The following is a 22,163-nucleotide window of genomic DNA, read 5'->3' on the forward strand; positions in this document are numbered from 1 at the left end:
GGACGATTGATGCGCTGAAAACAATAATGATACTAATAAAAGCTCAGGAGAATAGTATGCCTGAAGTAACGCCTTTTCGGGTGCTGATTGTCGACGACCACCCACTCATGCGGCGGGGAATTAGTCAATTATTGCAACTGGATCCCGCATTTGACGTAGTCGCTGAAGCAGGCGACGGCGCAAGTGCTATCGATCTGGCAAACCGTCTGGACCTTGATGTGATCCTGCTGGATCTCAATATGAAAGGTATGAGCGGGCTGGACACCCTGAATGCGCTGCGTCGGGACGGCGTCACCGCGCAAATTATTATTCTTACCGTATCGGATGCCGCCAGCGATGTGTACGCCTTAATTGATGCCGGCGCGGATGGTTATTTACTGAAAGATAGCGATCCCGAAGTCTTGCTGGAAGCCATTCGTAACGGCGCCAAAGGTGGTAAAGCGTTTAGCGCTCGTGTTAGCGAATATCTGCGCGAACGTGACCTGTTTGGCGCGCAGGAAGATCCATTCAGCATTCTCACCGAACGCGAGCTGGATGTATTGCATGAACTTGCTCAGGGACTGTCGAACAAACAGATTGCATCAGTGCTGAATATTTCTGAACAGACGGTGAAGGTGCATATTCGCAACCTGCTGCGCAAACTCAACGTGCGTTCTCGCGTTGCTGCCACCATCCTGTTTTTGCAAACGCGCGGCATGCAGTAATCAATGAGATGCCGGATGACGACGCAGCAGCGTCTTATCCGGCCTACAAAGCTCGCACAGGCCCGAAAGCAGCACGCCTTCGGGTAATCTGGACTCTTACTTCTCCTGCGGCGTTAGCTGCTCCATCGCCTGCTTAATGCTGCGTTCTATCACCGCCCGACGGGTATCATTGGCCGGTAATAATTTCAGCATCATCTCCCACGCCGCAACCGCCTCGCCGAAGCGCTGCTGTTCAAAAGCGTTAAACGCGTACATGCTGAGAACCCGCACGTTGGCATGCTCGCCGCGCACCAGCTGGCGTAACAGCTCCCCTCCCCGGCGATTATCGTCAGGATCGGATGAACGGGTCAGTGCTTCCGCATAACCCAGCGCCGCATCGCTGTTTTTAGGATCCAGTCGATAGGCATTGGCATAGGCTTCAGTGGCCGTACTGGCGTTACCGAGTACCATGCCAATACGCCCAAGCATGATCCAACCTTCAACGTTTGTAGGATCGGCTTGTAAACGCGTGCGCAGTCCCAGCGCCAGACGTGTCATATTTTCTTCATTGAGCGGGTCAGCTTTCGGATCCAACGCGCGTTCCAGCAGCGCCGGAGCCTGAGCGGTGGCCTGCTGCCAGACCTGAACCTGCTTATAGCTGCCGGTTTCATAATAGCTCACCGCGCCAACGATCAGCGCCACCACGATGCCGGGCACAAACAACCCAAATCCACCGCGCTTGCCATCCGGGATAACGTCGTCAGGAAACTCTTCAAGCTTCACCCGGACGCGTCGGCGAGTACGGGCAAAAATAATCCAGCCGCCCAAACCAATCGCTACCACCGGCATCACCCACAAAAGCACAGTAAGCGGCGTCAACGGCGGATCGTAAGTGACAAAGTTGCCGTAGCGCGCCACCATATAATCGACAATTTCTTTCTGGCTTTTCCCTTCCTGCATCAGTTCGTACACTTTCTGGCGCAGGTCGGTGGCAATCATCGAGTTAGAATCGGCGATACTGTTGTTCTGACATTTAGGACAGCGCAGCTGTTCGGTAAGCTGACGGAACTGCTGCTCCTGCGCTTCATCCTTAAACTGCATCACATCGATGGTCGCCAGCGCAGATCCCGAGATAACCAGCATCAGCAGGCCCAGTAAAAATCTCATTGCGCAGCCTCCTTACTGTACTTATCCCACAACGGTTTGATCTCGCTCTCCCACACCCTGGCATTCAAATCACCGGCATGGCGATAGCGAATAATACCTTTACCGTCGATCAGGAACGTTTCCGGCGCGCCGTACACGCCAAGATCCAGACCGAGCATACCGTCGCCGTCAAACAGGCTTAATGAGTAAGGATTGCCCAGCTCTTTCAGCCAGACAATGGCTTTCTGACGATCGTCTTTATAGTTCAGACCCACCACCCGCACGCCTTGTGCAGATAGCTGGTTCAGATACTGATGTTCGGCGCGACAGGTCGGGCACCAGGTCGCCCAGACGTTCAGCAGTACCGGTTTGCCCTGGGTCAGCACATCGGCCTGATAATGCTGACCCGGATTCTCCAGCGACTCCAGGCGGAATGTCGGAACGGGTTTGCCGATCAGCGCCGATTCCAGATTCGTGGGATCGTCTCCCTGAGCGTTACGCGCCAGCTGCCACAGCAGCGCCGCAGCAATGATCAGAAAAATAATAAACGGAATTAACAGTGCATTGCGCTTCATACAGCCTCCGACGCATTTTTTTGCACCGCGGCGCGAGGACGCGCGCGCTGACGATAGCGTGGATCAAACAGGCAGAACAATCCGCCCAGCGCCATCAGCAATCCTCCGGCCCAAATCCAGCGAATAAACGGTTTGTAGTACAGACGCACAGCCCATGCGCCGTTATCCAGTTCTTCACCCAGCGCGGCGTACAGATCGCGCGTGAATCCGCCGTCAATTGCCGCTTCGGTCATCATCGAACTGGTGCTATTATAGAAGCGTTTTTCCGCATGCAGCGTGGCTTCCGGTTTACCATCTCGGGTAACGCCAATAATGGCGACACCACCCCGGTAGTTAGGTCCGGTAATATCTTTCACTTCGCGGAACGTGAACTGATAGTTATGGATACTGACGCTATCACCCGCTTTCATGCGCACATCGCGTTCAACGCTGTAGTTCTGGCTGAAGGCAATACCGACAATAGTAATCGCCAGCCCAACGTGGCCCGACACCATGCCCCAATAGCTTGGTGTTAACTTCGTTCCGCGGGAAACACGCAGGAACGCTTCGGACATCGCCAGCACGAATATCCAGCATGCCATCGCCAGCCCTACCACCGTCATAGCGGCAATGCGATCCTCAAACAACCACGGCAGCAGCAGCGACAGAACAAGCGTGGTGACAAACGCGATAATCAGTAACGTTTTCAGTTTACGCGGTCGGTCACGGCCCCAACGCACTAATGGCCCAATTCCCAGCAACAGCGCGAACGGCGCCATCAGCCAGGTAAACATGGTGTTGAAGAACGGTTCGCCAATCGAAATGCTGCCCAGACCCAGCTGTTTGTGCACCAGCGGCAGCAGCGTGCCCAAGAGCACCACCAGCATGGCGGCAATCAGCAGAACGTTGTTGCCCAACAGCAGAGATTCACGCGACCACAGCGCGTTGTTCACCCGTGAGCGGACCTTGTGACCGCGCACCGCAAACAGCAGCAGGGAGCCGCCAATCACCAATACCATAAAGGCCAGAATAAACATCCCGCGTGACGGATCGGAGGCGAAGGCATGCACCGATACCAACACGCCGGAGCGCACCAGGAAAGTACCTAACAGGCAAAGCGAGAATGCGCAGATTGACAGCAGCAGCGTCCAGGCTTTAAAGCTGGCACGCTGTTCGGTTACCGACAGCGAGTGCATCAGCGCCGTTCCCACCAGCCATGGCATAAACGAGGCGTTCTCAACCGGATCCCAGAACCACCAACCGCCCCAGCCCAGCTCGTAATAGGCCCAGGCCGAACCGAGCACAATACCCAGCGTCAGGAACACCCACGCCGCCAGCGTCCACGGACGCGAAAAACGGGCGAAAGTACTGTCCAGTCGTCCGCTCATCAGCGCGGCAATCGCAAACGCGAAGGCCACGGAGAAGCCGACATACCCCATGTACAGCAACGGCGGATGGAAAATCAGCCCCGGATCCTGCAACAGCGGGTTCAGGTCGCGCCCTTCAATAGGGAAGTTGGGCAACGTACGGGCAAACGGGTTGGAGGTAAACAGAATAAACAGCAGAAAGCCAACGCTTACCATCCCCATCACCGCCAGCACGCGAGCAACGATGTCCAGCGGCATACGCTGGCTGAACGCCGCAACGGCGAAGGTCCAGCCGCTCATCAGCAGCACCCATAGCAACAGCGAGCCTTCATGAGCCCCCCAGGTTGCTGCCACCCGATACCAGACCGGAAGCTGGGTATTGGAGTTGCTGGCAACGTAGGTGACAGTAAAGTCATTAACCACGAAGGCGTTGACCAGAATCAGGAACGCCCCCATCACGCAGATAAAAAGAACCCAGGCAAAAGGCCGCGCGGAGGCCATCATTCGCACGTCGCCGCGCGCTACGCCCCACAGCGGATAGACTGACAGTAGTAACGCCACGCCGAGCGCAAGGCACAACAGCGCATTGCCAATTTCAGGCATCATGACGTTTTATCCTTATAAACACTTTCCGGGCGACGATGGTTTTCCTGCATCGCTTTTTCGACTTCCGGCGGGGTGTAATTCTCATCATGTTTGGCAAGAACTTCTTTGGCCTGCACATGATTTCCTTCGTTCAGCTCGCCCTGAACAACAACACCCTGCCCTTCGCGGAACAGATCCGGCAGAATGCCTTCGTAGGTGACATCCACCACACCTTCGGCGTCATAGATACTGAAATTCACCTTCAACGACTGCGGATCGCGCTTTACGCTACCGGGCATCACCATTCCGCCCACGCGCAGGCGCTGACCGACTTCGGGCATCTGCTGCGTTTCGCGCTTACCGTAGAGTATCTCTCCCGGCGTATAGAACAGGTCAATATTAGAACGCAGCGCATAAAGCACCAGCGTAATGGTCAACGCCAGACCCGCCAGTACCGCACAGGCTATCCATAACCGATTTTTACGTCGAATATTCACGCCGCCTCCCGTTGCACTTGCGCCGCACGCATACGCGCTTCTCTCGCCCGCTGCTGCGCCACACCGCGTAAAATTGCGCGATGTTGTAACGCGGAATGCAGTACCAGCACCACCAGCGGGATAACGCTCATCGCTACGGCAAGCCAGACATACAAGGCGTAGCCGCCCATCGCGAAAAAATCACTCCATGATGCAAATGCAGGGGTCATTGGCGGCCTCTTTTTAAGATCAGTTCGCTCACCCACGGGCGGCGTTTTTCCATCATCAAAATCAGGTTACGCATGCGCATCAGCGCCAGCGTGACAAACAGTAACAGGTAGCCGACGATCGCCAGACGCAGCGGCGTACGCATCGCCGGATCGATGCTTTGCTGCATGCGGGTAGAACCCTGATGCAGCGTATTCCACCACTCAACCGAATAGTGGATAATCGGTAAGTTGACCACGCCAATCAGCACCAGAATACCGGCGGCACGACCTGCCAGACGGCGGTCGTCAAAGGCATGCCACAGCGCAATGGCGCCCACGTAGAGAAACAGCAGCACCAGTTCAGAGGTGAGTCGGGCATCCCAGACCCACCAGGTTCCCCACATCGGTTTGCCCCATGCGGAGCCGGTCACCAGCGCAATAAAGGTAAACACTGCACCAATCGGCGCCATCGCAGCCAGCGCCAGATTAGCCATTTTCATCTGCCAGACCAGGCCGATAAACGCGGCAACAGCCATCGAGGCATAAATGCCCATCGACCAGATTGCCGCCGGAACGTGCAGATAAATAATGCGATAGCTCTGCCCCTGCTGATAATCCGCAGGCGCAAAACCAAAGCCCCAGACCCATCCCGTTATCAGTACCACCGCGCTGGCAATCGCCAGCCACGGGATAAACCAGCCACAGATCTGATAGAGCCGAGGGGGCATCGCCAATTGATGAAGTGTTTTCCACATAGTTCAGTCACCAGACTCCATAAATTAAAATCCGTTGTGCCAGAGCACCTTGCCCGGCCTACACATCTAATTCTCGTTACTGCACGCTTATCCGTAACGCCGCAGCTGTGGCAAACGGGCTTAACGTGGCGCTGCCGACCAGCAACGCGCCCAGAATTGCCATGTACCCTTCAACCGGTAAGTGCATAGAAGCCGCATCCATCGCGGCGGTTGCAAAAATCAGTAAGGGTATGGTGAGCGGGAGCACCAGCACGCTTAACAACACGCCGCCGCGCTTTAAACCCACCGTCAGCCCCACACCCGGCGCACCGAGGAAGCCCAGCGTCGGCGTTCCGAGTAACAACGTCAGCGCCATAATTTTCCAGCTGTACATATCCATGCCCAGCAGCAGCGCCACTAGCGGCGAGAGAATCAACAGCGGCAGGCCGGTCACGACCCAGTGCGCCATCACTTTCGCCAGCACCACGGCCGGTAGCGGTAACGGCAGCAGCATCAGTTGCTCAAGGCTGCCGTCCTGCAGATCATCACGAAACAGGCGTTCCAGCGCCAGCAATGACGCCAGCAGCGCCGCAACCCAAATGATGCCCGGCGCAATGCGTGCCAGTAGCTGCGGTTCCGGCCCAATGCTCAGGGGGAACAGCGTAATAACAATCAGGAAGAACCATAAAGGATTGGCGATTTCCGCACTATGACGAAACGCAACTCGCAGTTCTAAACGGAAGATTCGCCACATCATTGCGTTGCCCTCTCGCTGGTCAGCGCAATACGTCGCACTTTATCGGTTTCGACATTGAGCGGTTGGTGGGTGGTGAGAATAACAATACCGCCCTGCTCCGTATGCTGCGCCATACGCTGAGTCAGTCGCTCAACGCCGTTCACATCAATGGCGGTAAAGGGTTCATCGAGGATCCACAGCCGGGCGCGGGTCAGCCACAAACGGGCCAGCGCCACGCGCCGCTGTTGTCCGGCGGAGAGCTGGTTCACCGGAATATCTTCATATCCGGCAAGTCCCGCCTGTGCCAGCGCAGCCAGACACTGTGCAATGTCGCCGTCATGATGGAAGAAACGCAGGTTCTCCAACGCCGAAAGCCGGGTTTTTATCCCCGGCTGATGTCCGATCCACAGCAGTTGCTGATGGTAGCTGTCCCGCACGTGATGCAGCGGCTGCTCTTGCCAGCAAACCTCCCCTGCATCGGGACGCGCCAGCCCGGTAAGCAACCGCAGCAGAGTAGTTTTCCCTGCGCCGTTGCTGCCGGTAATTTGTACCCATTCCCCTGCGTTGACGCGAAATGACAGATTGCTGAACAGTATTCTGTCATCTCGCTCGCAAAGTAATTCTCTGGCTTCAAGCATACCTGGTTATCTACATCCTGTTAAAAGCCCGGTTTGACTTCGCGCATATCAGGCAGTTTGTGCGCTATCCCTTTATGACAGTCAATACAGGTTTGCCCGTCTTTCACGGCCTGGTCGTGCATTTTGGCCGCAACGCCTTTCTGGGCGGTTAAATCCATAAACTCGAAGTTGTGACAGTTTCGGCACTCTTGCGAATTATTATCTTTCATACGCCGCCACTCATTTTGCGCCATCGTCAAACGATGGTCTTCAAATTTCTGCGGTGTATCTATCAGCCCCAGTGCTTTCGCGTACAGCTCTTTACTGGCCTTGATCTTACGAATCATTTTCGGGCCCCACTCATGCGGGACGTGGCAATCAGGGCAAGTCGCTCGCACACCACTGCGGTTGTTGTAGTGTACGGTTTCCATGTATTCCTGGTATACCGTATTGCGCATTTCGTGACAGCTAATGCAGAACTCTTCTGTATTGGCCTTTTCCATACCGGTATTAAAGCCGCCCCAGAAAATAATGCCGCCCACAAAGCCGATTAACAACAGCGTGCCGAGCGCCAGACGGCTGGGGCGACGCCACCATTGCCAGACGCGCTTAATCCAGCCTGGTTTACGGTTAGAATTTTCCATAATGACCTCTTATTTCCCGTAACCTTTCGAGGGGGTGAAGGTATTTTCAACAATCGGCGCGGCGTCAGCCTGCGGAACGTGACATTGCAGGCAGAAATAACGACGCGGCGCAACTTCAGCCAATACCTTGCCGTCGCTGTCCATAAAGTGCGTCGGACTGATGCGCGGCGCACCGGTAGTGCGATAGCTTTCCACACCGTGGCATTGCAGGCAGCGGTTAGTGTTAGTCGTCACCTGATACCCTTCAACGCTATGCGGAACCATCGGCGGCTGATTCACATAGTTCAGCGGCATGCGCTCTTGCTCTTTCGGCATGCGAATCGCCCCTTCCTGTGTTCCTGAGACTTCCGGTGACTGGCTCAGATCCACTCCATTTGCAGCCCAAACGGCCCCACTGACGACCAGGGCAAGCAGGGCCGTCCATTGACACAGCGTCTTAATCAGGTCATGGCTTTTCATGATTTCGCTCCCGAACTCCATCGTGTTGTTATTGTAAAAACATCCTCAGAACAGACATCCACGCAGCGACCGCAGGCCATGCAATCGCGGCTGGTTACCTGCACCGGACTTTGCTCATCCAGCACCGGCGCACGTAGCACATGCGGTTCCGGGCAAACATGAAAACAATCCATACAGCGGTTACATCTGTTACGTTCTTTTGCCGAAACGGTTAATGCCCCTTTGCTTCCCACCACGCTATACAGCGCACCCAGTGGGCAAAGATGCCCGCACCAGCCATGCTCAACGACCAGTAAATCAAATAAAAACAGCGCGAGGATCAGCAGCGCTCCGCTACCGAATCCCATTACCAGGCTCCGTCCAAGCAGAGAGACTGGATTTATCCACTCCCACAACAGCGTACCGGTCAGGGCGGAACCGACCAGGATAACCACCAGCAGGACGTACCGTATATGGCGCGGCAGGGTTGCGGACTGATTCAGGTCAAACCTTCTGCGCAACCAACTGGCTAAATCGGTAACCGGGTTCATGGGACAAACCCAACTGCAAAACAGTCGCTTACCGGCCAGGGCATACAGCACCGTGATGATAGCTGCTCCCGTTAACGCCACCGTCGCCGGCAGATGCCCGCTGGCCAGGCTTTGCAGAGTAATCAGCGGATCGGTGAACGGGATAGCGTCCAGCAACAGGCTGCTACTGTAGTTGCCATGCAGGATCCACACGCCAAGCCACGGGCCGCTGAGGAACATCGCCAGTATCAGAAACTGACTCAAACGACGCAGCAGCAGCCAGCGATGACTCTTCCACCATCCTTTTTTTGCCTGCGCTTCACGCCCGGCATCACGTTTACGATTTGCCATTGTTCCCCTCCAGCCAACCGAAGCGGTAATGGTGTCCTAACTCCCCTTTCGCCAGCGACAGCGGCAGCACTTTTATTGCTGGCTGTTCCAGTACGCAGACTTTTTCGCATTTCCCACAGCCGGTACAGGCATCGCTGTGCACGGTCGGAATAAACCGCGCATGCTTGCCGGTACGCATATTGCGGTCCAGCTCCAGGGTGATCGCCTCATCAATTTTCGGGCACTCGCGATAGCAAACGTCGCAGCGTAGTCCCTGATAGTTGAGGCAGTTTTCGTGATCCAGCAGTACCGCCAGCCCCATACGCGAATCGTCAATGGATTCAATTTCCCTGTCCAACGCGCCGCTCGGGCAGACTTTGGCACACGGAATGTCCTCACACATTTCGCAGGGAATATCACGGGCGACAAAATATGGCGTACCGGCCGCCAGCCCGGAGGCCAGCGTTGCCAGCTTCAGCGTGTCATAGGGACATGCCTGAACGCACTGACCGCAACGTACGCAGGCGCTGGCGAATGCCTCCTCGCTCAGTGCACCTGGCGGGCGCAACCGCACGCCGGTTGCGCGTGCGGTTTGTTGTTGCAACCCCAGCGCCACGCCAACGACGGCCAGCCCGCCCGCTGCGCGAACCATATCGCGCAGAAAGCGGCGGCGGCCATTTTGGGGTTTTGCTGACCGGGACATAACGCGTTACACCTTCGCCAGTTTCACGGCGCACTTCTTGAAATCCGTCTCTTTGGAGAGCGGATCCGTCGCATCCAGCGTCAGGTTATTCACCAGCTGTGCGGCATCGAAGAACGGCATGTACACCAGCCCCTGCGGCGGACGGTTACGACCGCGTGTTTCAACAATCGAAATCACTTCGCCACGACGGGAAATCACTTTGACCTTATCGCCACGGCGCAGATCGCGTGCTTTTGCATCCAGCGGGTGGATAAACAGCACGGCTTCCGGGAATGCACGGTGTAGTTCAGGCACACGACGCGTCATACTGCCGGTATGCCAGTGTTCCAGCACACGTCCGGTAGACAGCCACAGGTCATATTCTTTATCCGGCGCTTCAGCAGCAGGCTCAAATGGCAGCGCGAAGATAACCGCTTTACCGTCCGGTTTACCGTAGAACTTGTAGCTTTCACCTGCTTTCACGTAAGGGTCGTTGCCTTCGCTGTAGCGCCACTGGGTCTCTTTACCCTCAACGACCGGCCAGCGTAAACCGCGCGCTTTGTGGTAATCGTCAAATGGCGCAAGATCGTGCCCATGACCGCGGCCAAACCAGGCGTACTCTTCGAACAACCCTTTTTGCAGATAGAAGCCCAGCTCGCGGGATTCATCGTTCAGTTGATCTTCAGCCAGTTCAGTCACTGGGAATTTCGTTACTGCTGGCGTAGCAAACAGCACGTCATACAGCGTTTTACCGCGCAGTTCCGGTTTTTGTGCCAGCAGCTCTTCCGGCCATACTTCTTCTGTTTTGAAGCGACGAGAGAACTGCACCAGTTGCCACAGATCCGATTTCGATTCGCCCGGCGCTTTAATTTGCTGACGCCAGAACTGTGTACGGCGTTCCGCGTTCCCGTAGGCGCCTTCTTTCTCTACCCACATCGCGGTCGGCAGGATCAGGTCAGCCGACAGGGCGCTGATCGTCGGGTACGGATCGGAGACGATGATGAAGTTACGCGGATCACGCCAGCCCGGCATACGCTCTTCGTTGATGTTCGGACCGGCCTGCATGTTGTTAGTACACATCGCCCAGTAGACATTGAGCTTGCCATCTTTCAGCGCGCGGTCTTGCGCCACGGCGTGCAGACCAACTTTTGCCGGAATGGTCCCTGACGGAATATTCCAGTGCTTCTCACAGATATCGCGGTGTTTTTCGTTCGTTACCACCATGTCCGCAGGCAGACGGTGGGAGAACGTACCGACTTCACGCGCGGTGCCGCAGGCTGAAGGCTGGCCGGTCAGAGAGAACGGGCCGCAGCCTGGCTGGGAGATTTTGCCAGTCAGCAAGTGCAGGTTATAGACCAGGTTGTTGGCCCACACGCCGCGGGTGTGCTGGTTAAAGCCCATCGTCCAGTAGGAGATGACTTTTTTCTTCGGATCGGCATACAGCTGCGCCAGTTGTTCCAGCTGATCTTTCGGTACGCCGGTCATTTCGGCGGTTTTATCCAGCGTGTACTCAGCAACGAAGGCTTTGTAATCCTCAAAGCTCATCGGTTCAGAAGCATCGGATCCCGGGTTTTTCGCCGCTTTTTCCAGCGGATGGGTTGGACGCAGACCGTAGCCGATGTCCGTCACGCCTTTACGCAGGTTAACGTGCTTGCTAAAGAAATCCTGGTTAATCGCATTGTTTTGAATGATGTAGTTCGCGATGTAGTTGAGGATCACCAGATCGGTTTGCGGCGTGAAGACCATACCGTTATCCGCCAGCTCAAAGCTGCGGTGCTGGAAGGTGGAGAGAACCGCGACGTTCACGTTAGGATCGGAGAGACGACGGTTGGTGATGCGCGACCACAGGATCGGGTGCATCTCTGCCATATTCGCGCCCCACAGGACGAAGGCATCCGCATGTTCGATATCGTCATAGCAGCCCATCGGTTCATCCATACCGAAGGTACGCATAAAACCGACTACCGCTGAGGCCATGCAGTGACGTGCGTTCGGGTCGATGTTATTGGAACGGAAACCCGCTTTAAACAATTTGGCAGCGGCATAACCTTCCCAAATCGTCCACTGGCCAGAGCCGAACATACCGATAGACTCAGGGCCTTTCTCTTTCATCGACGTTTTGAATTTCTCTTCCATCACGTCAAAGGCCTGGTCCCAGCTAATCGGGGTGAACTCGCCTTCTTTGTGATACTTGCCGTCTTTCATGCGCAGCATCGGCTGCGTTAAACGGTCTTTTCCGTACATGATTTTCGGCAGGAAGTAACCTTTGATGCAGTTGAGCCCACGGTTAACCGGCGCATCCGGATCGCCCTGGCATGCCACAACACGCCCTTGCTGCGTTCCGACCAATACGCCACAGCCCGTCCCGCAAAAACGGCACGGGGCTTTGTCCCATTTAATGGCTTCTTGCTGACCGACTACCGCGCGGGCAACGCCCGGCACGCTTAACCCGGCAGCCGCCGCAGCGGCCGCAACGGCGTTAGCTTTCATAAAGCTACGACGACTGAGTTTCATGGTGTTTCCTCACCTTGCTCATCCTGCTGGTGATAAACCAGCGACACCGCCAGTACGCCCGCAACGTTGCGTACTGACTCAATTGTTTTCATTAGCGTTTCACTTTGCTCAGCTTCCACCACCACAATCAACTGACCACTTTCCACATCGCTGAGTGCAACTTCGCAACCGGGAAAAGAACGCAACTGCGTGGCGATATCGTTGATATGCTGGCTTTTGGCCTGAACGACCAGGCTGCAGACCTGCCAGTTATTGTCCATGGTTGTACTCCGCGTTAATGGCTGATACCGGGCAGATAGCGACACAGGCGCCACATCCGTTACAGTCCTGATTGTCGAGCTGCGGCTGATAAATGCCGGACAGCGTGGGACGAAAGGTTATTGCCATGGGCTCACAGCTATCCTGACAGCGGTGACATTCAACGGACTGATGTGCGAGACAGTTTTCCCCAATCGTAAAATTCAGATCCCATGCCCTGGTGTGGCGCGGAAGAAAAAGTGATTCGGGACAGGCTTCTGCGCAGGCATAGCAAAAGCTGCACTCGCCGTGTTTGAAATTTACGCTCGGGTAACCACCCTGGCCTCGCTGCAGGATGTCGGTTTCGCACGCCTGGATGCAGGCGTCACAACGGAGGCAATGGGCCAGAAAGTGAGAGTCTTCCTTGCTCCACGGCGGACGGATCCCTGCGCTGGCGTTTCGCCAACTGCCTGTCAACATACCTCGACGGGATAAATCAACCATGACATTGTCCTTCCATAATGACGCCCTCCCTCGGCGGGTTGAACGACATAAAAAACTGCACTATTTATGAGTAGTTATTTTTAGCCGTAAGATATTTCAGGATGTGTTAGAGGTGCATACCCCAATTGGGGTAAATGCTGTTGCCGGATCAAAGGAGTGTTGAGTTGGCGGGAAAAAATGCGCTTTTGCTCACATTTCAATGAGTTATATAACCATGTATATAACGAATTATTCAAAAAGACAAAGATCTCAATATTAGGATAATTCCTAGTATATATCGCCACCATGGCAACAAAACCCTACTTAATACACTTTAAATATAAGTAAATCCAGATTAATAGATTATCCAAATATGTTAACCTGCTACAGACTCGTTCATAAGACAGAAGAAAGGAAACACTGTGAACAATAAGATGAAGACAATTGTCCCTGCCGTACTTTTCGCCGCCTTTGCCAGCACCTCTGCATGGGCTGCCAGTAACGAAACCGCCGCTCAGCCGCTGGAAAAAGTCGCCCCTTATCCCAAGGCGGAAAAGGGTATGAAGCGCCAGGTTATCCAGCTTACCCCTGAGAAAGATGAATCTACTCTGAAAGTAGAACTGCTGATCGGACAAACGCTGGAAGTTGACTGTAACCAACACCGCCTGGGCGGAGAACTGGACAGCAAAACGCTGGAAGGTTGGGGATATGACTACTATGTCTTTGACAAAGTTACGTCTCCGGTTTCAACCATGATGGCCTGCCCAGACGGTAAGAAAGAGAAGAAATTCATTACTGCGCATCTGGGTGATGACGGAATGCTGCGTTACAACAGCAAGCTGCCGATTGTGGTCTACACCCCGGAAAACGTGGACGTTAAATACCGTATCTGGAAAGCGGAAGACAAAATTCAGGACGCAGTCACGCGCTAAGTGAGAATGTGCCGGATGGCGGCGTACCGCCTTATCCGGCCTACAGACGCATAAACAATGCCGGATAAGCACAGCGCCATCCGGCATTTTATTTTACAGCGCTATATCCGCAACGGCTTTCTGTTCAGGCTGCGGTTGTGCCTGAGGTTTCAGTTGTGGTTTCGGTGCTTCATCAGCAACCTGCGGCTTGTCATATTTCAGACCCAGAACCTCACTGGTGTACTGCAACTCTTGTTCCGTAGCCTCAACGTTACCGTTCAGCTTAGTACCATAAGACGGAATAATGGTTTTCAGCTTCGCCTGCCACTCGGGGCTGGCTACTTTATCTTTAAACACTTTTTCCATCAGATGCAGCATGATCGGTGCCGCAGTTGATGCGCCCGGAGAAGCTCCCAGCAACGCTGCAATCGTGCCTTCTTTATCACTGACGACTTCAGTACCCAGACGCAGCACGCCGCCCTTCTCCGCATCGCTTTTGATGATCTGCACACGCTGGCCCGCCTGCCATAAACGCCAGTCTTCTTTTTTCGCCTGCGGATAGTACTCTTGCAGCGCGGCGAAACGGTCGTCGTCGCTGAGCATGACCTGGCTCACCAGATATTTCACCAGATCGAAGTTATCCAGACCCACGTTGACCATCGGCATAAAGTTCGAGGTGGTGGTCGAGCTGAGCAAATCCCACAATGAACCGTTTTTCAGGAACTTGGTGGAGAATGTCGCGAATGGCCCAAACAGCACAACGCGCTTGCCATCAAGGATACGGGTATCGATATGCGGTACAGACATCGGCGGCGCGCCAACGGAGGCCTGACCGTACACTTTCGCCAGGTGGCGATTGACCACATCCGGATTTTCTGCAACCAGGAACTGCCCGCCAACCGGGAATCCGGCATAGCCTTTCGCTTCCGGAATGTCGGTTTCCTGCAACAGCTTCAGCGCAGCGCCACCGGCACCGATAAAGACAAATTTCGCCTTGATATCGTGTTCCGCTTCGTTATTTTTCAGATCGGCGACCGTGACCGTCCAGCTATTATCGGCATTACGCTTAAAGCCACGCACTTCGGTGCTCAACTGCAGCGCAAAGTTGGGCTTTTTCTGCAATGAGGTAATCAGTTGGCGGGTGATTTCGCCGTAGTTCACGTCAGTACCAATCTCGGTACGCGTTGCCGCGACTTTCTGCTGCGGATCGCGACCTTCCATGACCAGCGGCGCCCACTCTTTGATCTGCGCGTGGTCTTCTGAATAGCGCATACCACGGAACAGCGTGCTCTGCTGCAGTGCGGTGTAACGGGCACGAAGGAAGTTCACGTTCTCGTCACCCCAGACAAAACTCATGTGCGGAACGGTGGTGATAAACGAGCGTGGTTCATGCATTACGCCATTATTGACCTGATAGGCCCAAAACTGGCGGGAAATCTGGAAGGCTTCGTTAATTTCGACTGCCTTTTCAATGCTGATGCTACCGTCGACCTTTTTAGGCGTGTAGTTCAGCTCCATCAGTGCGGAGTGGCCGGTTCCGGCGTTATTCCAGCCGTTTGAGCTTTCCTGTGCTACACCATCCAGTCGCTCAACCATGGTCATTGACCATTGCGGCTCCAGCTCCTGTAAATAGGTTCCCAGCGTGGCGCTCATGATGCCGCCGCCAATCAACAGCACATCCGTTTCCTGCTCTTCCGCCGCTTTCGCTTTTGCCGCCATCGAGACAACATTCAGCCCAACGGCCATGGTGAAGAGCATGGCAGTCACTTTTTTCATAATGTTAATGCCTTACTTTTAGTATCGCTTTTTGCTTTTAATGCAGGTGAAAATCGAGCGGCACCAACGGTAACACTTAAGTAAAAATAATTAAATATTGTTTATAAATTATATTTTATTTTTAAAAATGTTATTAATACGTTGATAGTTTATACGGTTATTGACAATCATTTCTGGAAACCAGTCCGTCAGACGGGTACTATGCTGCGCTTTGCTATTCACTGCACGGATGCCTGTCGGTCTGCTGTATCAGGCCATTTCTGACCTGAGTGTAACTATGTCTGCAACTCAACATTCCTCTGCCGCAGTCGCTGAACACGCGACCCGTGCCGTGCTCCGCCAACCCCGTCTGCTGGTTCGCGAAACGCTGGCCGGTGTGGTAACCGCCCTGGCGCTGATCCCGGAAGTAATCTCGTTTTCCGTGATCGCAGGCGTTGATCCTAAAGTCAGTCTGATCGCCTCCGTCGTACTGTGCCTGGCGATGTCTTTTTTAGGCGGTCGTCCCGCAATGGTTACCGCCGCTGCAGGATCTGTCGCGCTGGTGATTGGTCCGATGGTGCATCAACACGGCGTGCAATACATCCTGCCTGCAGTGGTGCTGGCCGGGATGATTCAGATCCTGTTTGGTGTATTGGGAATGGCACGTCTGATGCGATTCATCCCTACAGCCGTGATGACCGGCTTTGTTAACGCGCTGGGTATATTGATTTTCTTTGCCCAGGTCCCGCATTTCTGGGGCAAAAGCCCGCTCATCTGGGGGTTGTTTGTCCTGACGCTGCTGATTGTGCTGTGGGTTCCGCGGTTTATTAAAGCAATTCCCGCACCGCTTATCGCCATCGTGCTGCTAACCGTGTTCACTGTCACCAGCGGGCAACTGTTACCGACCGTCGGTGACGAAGGTTCAATGAGCGGCGGACTGCCGGGTTTCACCCAGTTGTTGGTTCCGCTCAACCTGCACACGCTGGCGATTATCTGGCCCTGCGCGCTGAGTATCGCTTTTGTTGGTTTGATGGAGTCGTTGTTAACCGCCCGTCTGGTGGATGACCTGACGGTGACGCCGTCGAATAAAAATCGCGAGAGTGCCGGGCTGGGGATAGCCAATATTCTGGCCGGATTTTATGGCGGCATCGCCGGGTGCGCGATGATTGGTCAAACCATCGTTAACGTCGAGATGGGCAAAGGACGCAGCCGCGTCTCGACGGTTGCCGCCGGACTGGTATTACTCCTGTTAGTCACAGGGTTAAGCGAAGTGATGGCAGAAATACCCATGTCGGTGCTGGCAGGTATTATGGTGATTGTGGCGGTAAAAACCTTCAGTTGGCACAGCATCCAGCCCGCCACGCTGACGAAACTACCCGTCACTGAAACGCTGGTGATGCTGGTGACCGTCGCTGCCACGGTTTCTACCGGCAACCTGGCGATTGGCGTGGTTGCCGGGATGATGACGATGCTTATTCTACCGCGTATCGTCAGACGCAAACGGGCGACTACATCAGAAACAGCGTTGCCAGACCGAGAAAAATAAAGAAACCACCAGTATCAGTGATAGCGGTTATCATGACGCTCGAGCCGACCGCCGGGTCGCGCCCGAGCTTCACCATCGTCATCGGAATGATAACCCCCATCAACGCCGCCATCAGCAGATTGAGCATCATCGCCAGAGTCATCACACCACCGAGCGCCATATCATCGTACAGCCACCAGGTAATGCCCCCCATAATCCCGCCCCACACGAGGCCGTTGATTAGCGCCACGCCCATCTCGCGCAGGATGAGAAACGTCAGGTTCCCCGGCTGAATATTTTGCAGCGCCAGCGCGCGGACGATCATAGTGATAGTTTGATTCCCGGTATTGCCGCCGATACCCGCCACAATCGGCATCAACGAGGCCAGCGCCACCAGTTGCGAAATCGTATGTTCAAAACCGTCGATCACCCGCGAGGCGATAAAGGCGGTACAGAGGTTAACGGCCAACCACGCCCAGCGGGTTTTTACCGCTTTGGTAACAGGCGCAAACACGTCCTCTTCGGCGCTTAAGCCCCCCATTCGACGCAGATCGGTGTCGGTTTCTTCATAGACAACGTCGACAATCTCATCGATGGTTAAACGGCCCATCAGTTTACCGGAAGGGTCAACCACCGCGGCGCTGACCAGGTTGTCGCGTTCGAAGGTACGCGCAGCGTTTTCGGCGATATCTTCAGGAGAAAAGGTGAGCGGGTCATCTTCCATCACCTCGCTGACTTTTCGCTGCACATCATTGAGTAAAATGCAGGTTAGCGTCAGTTCGCCAACCAGCACTTTATTGCGATCGGTCACGAAAAGTTTATCGGTGTTCTCCGGCATTTTCCCCAGCCGCCGCAGATAGCGTTGCACCACTTCCAGCGTCACGTCCGGACGCACAGTGATGACCTCGAACTCCATGATCGCGCCGACGCTATTTTTCTCGTAGTGCAGCACCTGGCGGACGCGCGTCCTCTCCTCTGCCGGTAACGTCGCCAGCAGACGACCGGTAAGGTTACGAGGCAAATGCTGCACCAGGTAAATCTGTTCATCGATATCGAGATATTGCAGCGCATCCAGCAGCTCGCGGTCGCTCATCTCATCGATCAGGTCGTCCCAGACGTTTTCAGACGCCTCAAGCAAGACGTTACCGCGCTTTTCATTTTCGACCAGTCGCCACAGGGCGTGGCGCTCTTCAGAGGGCAAAGCTTCGAGGGTATCGGCCAGGTCAGGCGGTGGCAGGTGGGCCACCAGCGCCCCTACCTCAGCAATATCGTCGGCTAACGTACCGACGTCATATTGCTCAGCCAGGGTAAGCTTGCCCAACAGCGTTGAAATAATGGCTTTATCAGTGGTCAGCAGCCAGATGAGGCGCGCACGCTCTTCATCACGCAGTCTGGCGCTGTTTTTGTTTATTACAGACATTAATCATAAATCCATGATATGAAATATCATTAATCATGATGCCGATTTATGTAAATAACAATAAACAGTGCCGTCGGGTGGCTAAAAAACCGGCGGCACGAAGGATCAGGCTGTGCGAGCCACCGCGTCGCGCGAGGCGGCGTCACGTTCATCGCCCAACAGTTCACTCAACTGTCCGTTACGCATTTCCAGTAGACGATCGGCGTGAATAAAATAGTGATCGTCGTGGCTTATGGCGAAAATGGTTTTCCCCATTTCCTGCATCAAAGGCAATAGCACCTGATAGAACTCCCGGCGGAAATGGGGATCCTGATCGGCAGCCCATTCATCCAGCAGAATGATGTCGCGCTCCTCCGCCAGGGCCAGCAGCAGCGCCACGCGTTTCTTCTGCCCTTTCGACAGCTTCAGATTGAGGATACGACCATCGCTCAGCTCCAGCTTATGACCCATCTTCAGATGTTCCAGCCACTTCGCGACCAGCTGCGGATTAGCCTCTTTACCTTCCGGCCCCAGCATTTTGTCGAACAGCCAGACGTCGGTAAACACGGCGGAGAATAGCTTGCGGTAGTCTTCCGGTTTTTCAACGGCAACGGCCTTACCATCAAGCAATATTTCGCCTGACTGCGGCTGGTATAGACCGGTCAGTAACATCGCCAGCGTAGATTTTCCGCTACCGTTACCGCCAATCAGAAAGATCAGTTCACCGCGATGAATCGTCAGATTCACCGGCCCCACGGAAAACGCATTATCCTGATAGTGGAAAACCACGTTGCGCAGCTCCAGCGTTTGCCAGTTGGGAAACGCGGTTGGGCGTGGGAATTCGGCCTTAAAAGGTGCCAGTGCGAATTTATTCAGCTTGTTGAACGCCACCTGTGCCGTGAGCAGTGTCGGCAGCGCGCCAACGGCAGAGAGCAACGGTGTTCGCAGGAATAACAGCGTCAGAGAATAGGTCGCTGCCACGGCGGTATCAGCCCATCCCAGACTGTTAGCCATCCAGAACACCAGGCCAATGGCACCCAGCATCATAATGTTCGACCAGTTAACCGCGCTCAGGTGGAAGGTATCGGCACGGATAATATGGTGGCGATACTCTTTGGCATCCGGGACGTACATCTGATTAAAGATATGCTCGGCGCGCTCGCGGTTAAGCGTCAGCTCTTTGCGCCCTTCCAGCACCGTCTGATAATCGTTGTACAACTTGTCTTCAGTTTCGCGCAAGGTGGCCATGTGTTTATACACCCGCGCCACCAGCACAAATCCGCCCCAGATGGTGATTGCCATCCAGACTGCCGTTACCAGTAGCATTTTGGTCGACAGCATCGCCAGATACGCCGCCGACCCTATGGTCAGGATAATCCCCTGCACCAGCTCAGGCAGACGAACAAAGGCGATGGTGATGTTGCGGATATCACTGGTTAAACCGGCCAGCAACGAGGCGCTGCCAAGCTGTTCAATACGCTCGACGTGAGTATCCAGAATTCGTTTGATAAATTCGCTACGCAGGCGGTAGACAAAGTGGTGACCCAGCGTGGTCAACGCCAGCTGAGAACCGAGGGTGACAACCATCAACAACAGCAGCAGGCCAAGAAACTCCGGTAGCACCATCAGCGTGGTGTCGACCGTTTCGATCAAGCGCTGGTTGATAAACGCAATCAGCCCAATCCCCAACGCGGCGCTGGCGAGGCTGAGCGCCATCACGCTGATAAATGGCCAGCGATACTGCCGCCAGACAAGAAGTAAAAGTTCCATGCACACAACCCGGACAAGTAATAACAGCCCGCAGTTTAAACATCTCTTCGCTGACAGCAATAATAATTCTTATTTTTATTCTTTTTTACCTGCCTGGCGAAAAGTCAGATTGTAACGACAGTCTCCGGTCAACGGATGATAGCCCGTCTTAAGCGGCTGGATCCCATGATAAAACAGCCGCGAATTACCGCCCCACACCACGACATCGCCGTGTTCCAGCAGTAAACGCTTTAAAGGGTCATTACGGCGCAAGCCGCCAAATTGAAAGATGGCTGGTAGCCCCAGCGATACAGAGACAATTGGCGCCCGCAGGTCGGGCTCATCTTTATCCTGATGTAAGGACAGTTTTGCCCCTGGCGTGTAGCGGTTAATCAGGCAGGCATCGGGTTGAAAATCAGCATAGCCCGCCGCCGTCGCCGCCTGTTGGCACAAATCAGCGAACGCATCCGGCAGCGGCGGCCAGTGCGTGCCGGTGAGTGGATCAAACGGAGAATAAAGATAGCCATGCTGATCCGTCGTCCAGCCCAGATGGCCGCAGTTGGTCATCGCCACCGACATCGTATAGCCGCCGGGCGTCACCATCTGGCGAAACGGCGACTGTCTGGCGACAGCCGCTATCGCCTGCAGTAAAGAGGGCGCAGAGTCAAAAGCGAAACGTCGCAGAATAACCGCACCTGACGCCAGCGGCTCCTGCCAGGGTTTAGCATCCGCAAAGAGATCGAGCATTATGTTTCCTCGCCAGTAGTTTCCCGTTGCAGTAACTGCGCCTTGCGCGCAATACCCCATCGGTAGCCCGAAAGTGCGCCATCGCCACGGATCACCCGGTGACACGGGATAACAATCGCCAGTTTGTTGGCCCCACAGGCACTGGCCACCGCGCGCACCGCCTTCGGTTTGCCGATGGCGCTGGCCAACTGTTGGTAACTCACTGTTTCACCGCACGGAATTGCGCACAGCGCCTGCCACACCTGCTGCTGAAAGGCTGTTCCCCGAATATCCAGGGGTAGCGATAGCGACGCGTCACGCGAGTTGATCGCGACGATCACTTCGTGCACGCGCTGCTGAAAATCGGCATCTGCAGGTACATCCTGCGCGGCGGGAAACAGCGCATGAAGATCCGCAACCAACGTAGCGTCATCATCGCCAAGCAAGATCGCGCAGATACCCCGCTCGCTTTCCGCCACCAGACAACGGCCCAGAGCGCAATCTGCGAGGGTATAGCGTACAGAAACGTTGTCGCCACCTTTACGAAATTGCTTTGCCGTCATGCCTAATGCTTGATCGGCTTTGCGGTAGTAGCTGCTGCTGTCGGGGAATCCGGCGTTGAGAATCGCCTGTGTAACCGAAACACCTTTCGCCAGGGCATCGCGCAGACGGCGAGCACGCCATGATTGTTGCCACACTTTCGGGGTCATGCCCGTCGTGGCTTTGAACAGACGATGCAAGTGATACGGGCTCATTGCCACCTGCTGTGCCAGCTCGTCCAACGTAAGAGGTGACTCTTGCTCCAACAACTGACAGGCGCGGGCAATTTTATCCAGCCGATGCTGTTGCGCGCTGTCTTTATCCGGCTGGCAGCGCTTACAGGGGCGAAACCCGGCATCCTGTGCCTGCTGGGCATCGGCGAAAAAACGGACATTTTTGCGCAGCGCATGTTTTGCCCGACAGGACGGACGGCAGAAAACACCGGTGGTCTGGACGGCAAAAACAAACTGACCGTCGGCGTCAACGTCGCGATCCACAACGGACTGCCAACGGTCATCGTCAGTGATGCGTAAACGATTTTTCATTTCGGACTCCTTTGTTAAGCATAGCGCTTAGCCTCAGTGTGTCCCCAT

At 54.9% G+C, this 22,163-nt stretch carries 23 protein-coding genes; 3 read left to right on the plus strand and 20 right to left on the minus strand.

Annotation, left to right across the window (positions count from 1 at the left end):
• Positions 1–56 precede the first annotated feature (56 nt).
• Complete coding sequence (gene narP, locus OGY04_RS20220) at positions 57–704, plus strand: nitrate/nitrite response regulator protein NarP (protein ID WP_003834605.1); 648 nt, start codon at positions 57–59, stop codon at positions 702–704.
• A 96-nt stretch (positions 705–800) separates the two neighbouring features.
• On the opposite strand, the gene OGY04_RS20225 is transcribed toward narP, so the two are convergent.
• From OGY04_RS20225 to napF, 15 genes are all read right to left on the minus strand, one after another.
• Positions 801–1,850 (minus strand): cytochrome c-type biogenesis protein CcmH, encoded by a 1,050-nt coding sequence (locus tag OGY04_RS20225; protein WP_286585956.1) that lies wholly within the window; start codon positions 1,848–1,850, stop codon positions 801–803.
• The gene (gene dsbE, locus OGY04_RS20230; protein WP_003834613.1) at positions 1,847–2,404 is read right to left on the minus strand and encodes a thiol:disulfide interchange protein DsbE; all 558 of its coding nucleotides are present in this window, start codon (positions 2,402–2,404) and stop codon (positions 1,847–1,849) included. The genes OGY04_RS20225 and dsbE overlap by 4 nt, the downstream gene beginning before the upstream one ends.
• Positions 2,401–4,356 carry a heme lyase CcmF/NrfE family subunit gene (locus tag OGY04_RS20235; RefSeq protein ID WP_008785295.1) on the minus strand — a complete coding sequence of 652 codons (1,956 nt, stop codon included), beginning with the start codon at positions 4,354–4,356 and terminating at the stop codon, positions 2,401–2,403. The genes dsbE and OGY04_RS20235 overlap by 4 nt, the downstream gene beginning before the upstream one ends.
• Positions 4,353–4,832, minus strand: coding sequence for a cytochrome c maturation protein CcmE (ccmE, locus tag OGY04_RS20240; RefSeq protein WP_016150677.1), 480 nt, complete (start codon positions 4,830–4,832; stop codon positions 4,353–4,355). The genes OGY04_RS20235 and ccmE overlap by 4 nt, the downstream gene beginning before the upstream one ends.
• Positions 4,829–5,041, minus strand: coding sequence for a heme exporter protein CcmD (ccmD, locus tag OGY04_RS20245; protein ID WP_020996676.1), 213 nt, complete (start codon positions 5,039–5,041; stop codon positions 4,829–4,831). The genes ccmE and ccmD overlap by 4 nt, the downstream gene beginning before the upstream one ends.
• Entirely contained in the window at positions 5,038–5,775 is a 738-nt protein-coding gene (locus tag OGY04_RS20250) for a heme ABC transporter permease (RefSeq protein ID WP_003027538.1), read from the minus strand. The genes ccmD and OGY04_RS20250 overlap by 4 nt, the downstream gene beginning before the upstream one ends.
• Before the next feature lie 76 nt (positions 5,776–5,851).
• A complete protein-coding gene (gene ccmB, locus OGY04_RS20255) occupies positions 5,852–6,511 on the minus strand; it encodes a heme exporter protein CcmB (RefSeq protein WP_048215891.1) in 660 nt (219 codons plus the stop codon).
• A complete protein-coding gene (gene ccmA, locus OGY04_RS20260; protein WP_008785298.1) occupies positions 6,508–7,128 on the minus strand; it encodes a cytochrome c biogenesis heme-transporting ATPase CcmA in 621 nt (206 codons plus the stop codon). Before ccmA ends, ccmB begins: the two co-directional genes overlap by 4 nt.
• A gap of 20 nt (positions 7,129–7,148) precedes the next feature.
• Positions 7,149–7,751, minus strand: a complete 603-nt coding sequence (gene napC, locus OGY04_RS20265; protein ID WP_003027548.1) for a cytochrome c-type protein NapC — start codon at positions 7,749–7,751, stop codon at positions 7,149–7,151.
• Between the two features lie 9 nt (positions 7,752–7,760).
• Complete coding sequence (gene napB / locus OGY04_RS20270; protein WP_003834627.1) at positions 7,761–8,210, minus strand: nitrate reductase cytochrome c-type subunit; 450 nt, start codon at positions 8,208–8,210, stop codon at positions 7,761–7,763.
• Entirely contained in the window at positions 8,207–9,070 is an 864-nt protein-coding gene (napH, locus tag OGY04_RS20275) for a quinol dehydrogenase ferredoxin subunit NapH (RefSeq protein ID WP_003027552.1), read from the minus strand. The genes napB and napH overlap by 4 nt, the downstream gene beginning before the upstream one ends.
• Positions 9,057–9,752, minus strand: coding sequence for a ferredoxin-type protein NapG (gene napG, locus OGY04_RS20280; protein ID WP_003834629.1), 696 nt, complete (start codon positions 9,750–9,752; stop codon positions 9,057–9,059). The genes napH and napG overlap by 14 nt, the downstream gene beginning before the upstream one ends.
• 6 nt (positions 9,753–9,758) lie before the next feature.
• On the minus strand, positions 9,759–12,245 hold the full coding sequence (napA, locus tag OGY04_RS20285; RefSeq protein ID WP_008785300.1) for a nitrate reductase catalytic subunit NapA: 2,487 nt from the start codon (positions 12,243–12,245) through the stop codon (positions 9,759–9,761).
• Positions 12,242–12,505, minus strand: coding sequence for a chaperone NapD (gene napD, locus OGY04_RS20290; RefSeq protein WP_003027560.1), 264 nt, complete (start codon positions 12,503–12,505; stop codon positions 12,242–12,244). The genes napA and napD overlap by 4 nt, the downstream gene beginning before the upstream one ends.
• Positions 12,495–12,986 carry a ferredoxin-type protein NapF gene (gene napF / locus OGY04_RS20295; protein WP_003027564.1) on the minus strand — a complete coding sequence of 164 codons (492 nt, stop codon included), beginning with the start codon at positions 12,984–12,986 and terminating at the stop codon, positions 12,495–12,497. Before napF ends, napD begins: the two co-directional genes overlap by 11 nt.
• Positions 12,987–13,399: 413 nt before the next feature.
• Here napF and eco point away from each other — a divergent pair, with 413 nt between their 5' ends.
• Entirely contained in the window at positions 13,400–13,897 is a 498-nt protein-coding gene (gene eco, locus OGY04_RS20300; RefSeq protein WP_032941984.1) for a serine protease inhibitor ecotin, read from the plus strand.
• Between the two features lie 93 nt (positions 13,898–13,990).
• Here the strand turns inward: eco and mqo are convergent, their stop codons facing one another.
• Positions 13,991–15,652, minus strand: a complete 1,662-nt coding sequence (mqo, locus tag OGY04_RS20305; protein ID WP_100272100.1) for a malate dehydrogenase (quinone) — start codon at positions 15,650–15,652, stop codon at positions 13,991–13,993.
• Between the two features lie 277 nt (positions 15,653–15,929).
• On the opposite strand from mqo, the gene OGY04_RS20310 reads away from it, so the two are divergent.
• A complete protein-coding gene (locus tag OGY04_RS20310) occupies positions 15,930–17,177 on the plus strand; it encodes a SulP family inorganic anion transporter (RefSeq protein ID WP_286585957.1) in 1,248 nt (415 codons plus the stop codon).
• On the opposite strand, the gene mgtE is transcribed toward OGY04_RS20310, so the two are convergent.
• The 4 genes from mgtE to ada all read right to left on the minus strand — a co-directional run bounded on the left by mgtE (position 17,140) and on the right by ada (position 22,115).
• Positions 17,140–18,576, minus strand: a complete 1,437-nt coding sequence (mgtE, locus tag OGY04_RS20315) for a magnesium transporter (RefSeq protein ID WP_008785304.1) — start codon at positions 18,574–18,576, stop codon at positions 17,140–17,142. The genes OGY04_RS20310 and mgtE overlap by 38 nt on opposite strands.
• Positions 18,577–18,681: 105 nt before the next feature.
• Positions 18,682–20,325: a multidrug ABC transporter permease/ATP-binding protein gene (locus OGY04_RS20320; protein WP_286585958.1), complete on the minus strand. Its 1,644-nt coding sequence runs from the start codon at positions 20,323–20,325 to the stop codon at positions 18,682–18,684.
• 75 nt (positions 20,326–20,400) lie between these two features.
• On the minus strand, positions 20,401–21,051 hold the full coding sequence (gene alkB / locus OGY04_RS20325) for a DNA oxidative demethylase AlkB (RefSeq protein WP_048224665.1): 651 nt from the start codon (positions 21,049–21,051) through the stop codon (positions 20,401–20,403).
• The gene (ada, locus tag OGY04_RS20330) at positions 21,051–22,115 is read right to left on the minus strand and encodes a bifunctional DNA-binding transcriptional regulator/O6-methylguanine-DNA methyltransferase Ada (RefSeq protein WP_286585959.1); all 1,065 of its coding nucleotides are present in this window, start codon (positions 22,113–22,115) and stop codon (positions 21,051–21,053) included. The genes alkB and ada overlap by 1 nt, the downstream gene beginning before the upstream one ends.
• Positions 22,116–22,163 lie beyond the last annotated feature (48 nt).

The organism is Citrobacter sp. Cpo091 (assembly GCF_030332645.1).
In the GTDB taxonomy this organism is placed as follows: Bacteria; Pseudomonadota; Gammaproteobacteria; order Enterobacterales; family Enterobacteriaceae; genus Citrobacter; species Citrobacter portucalensis.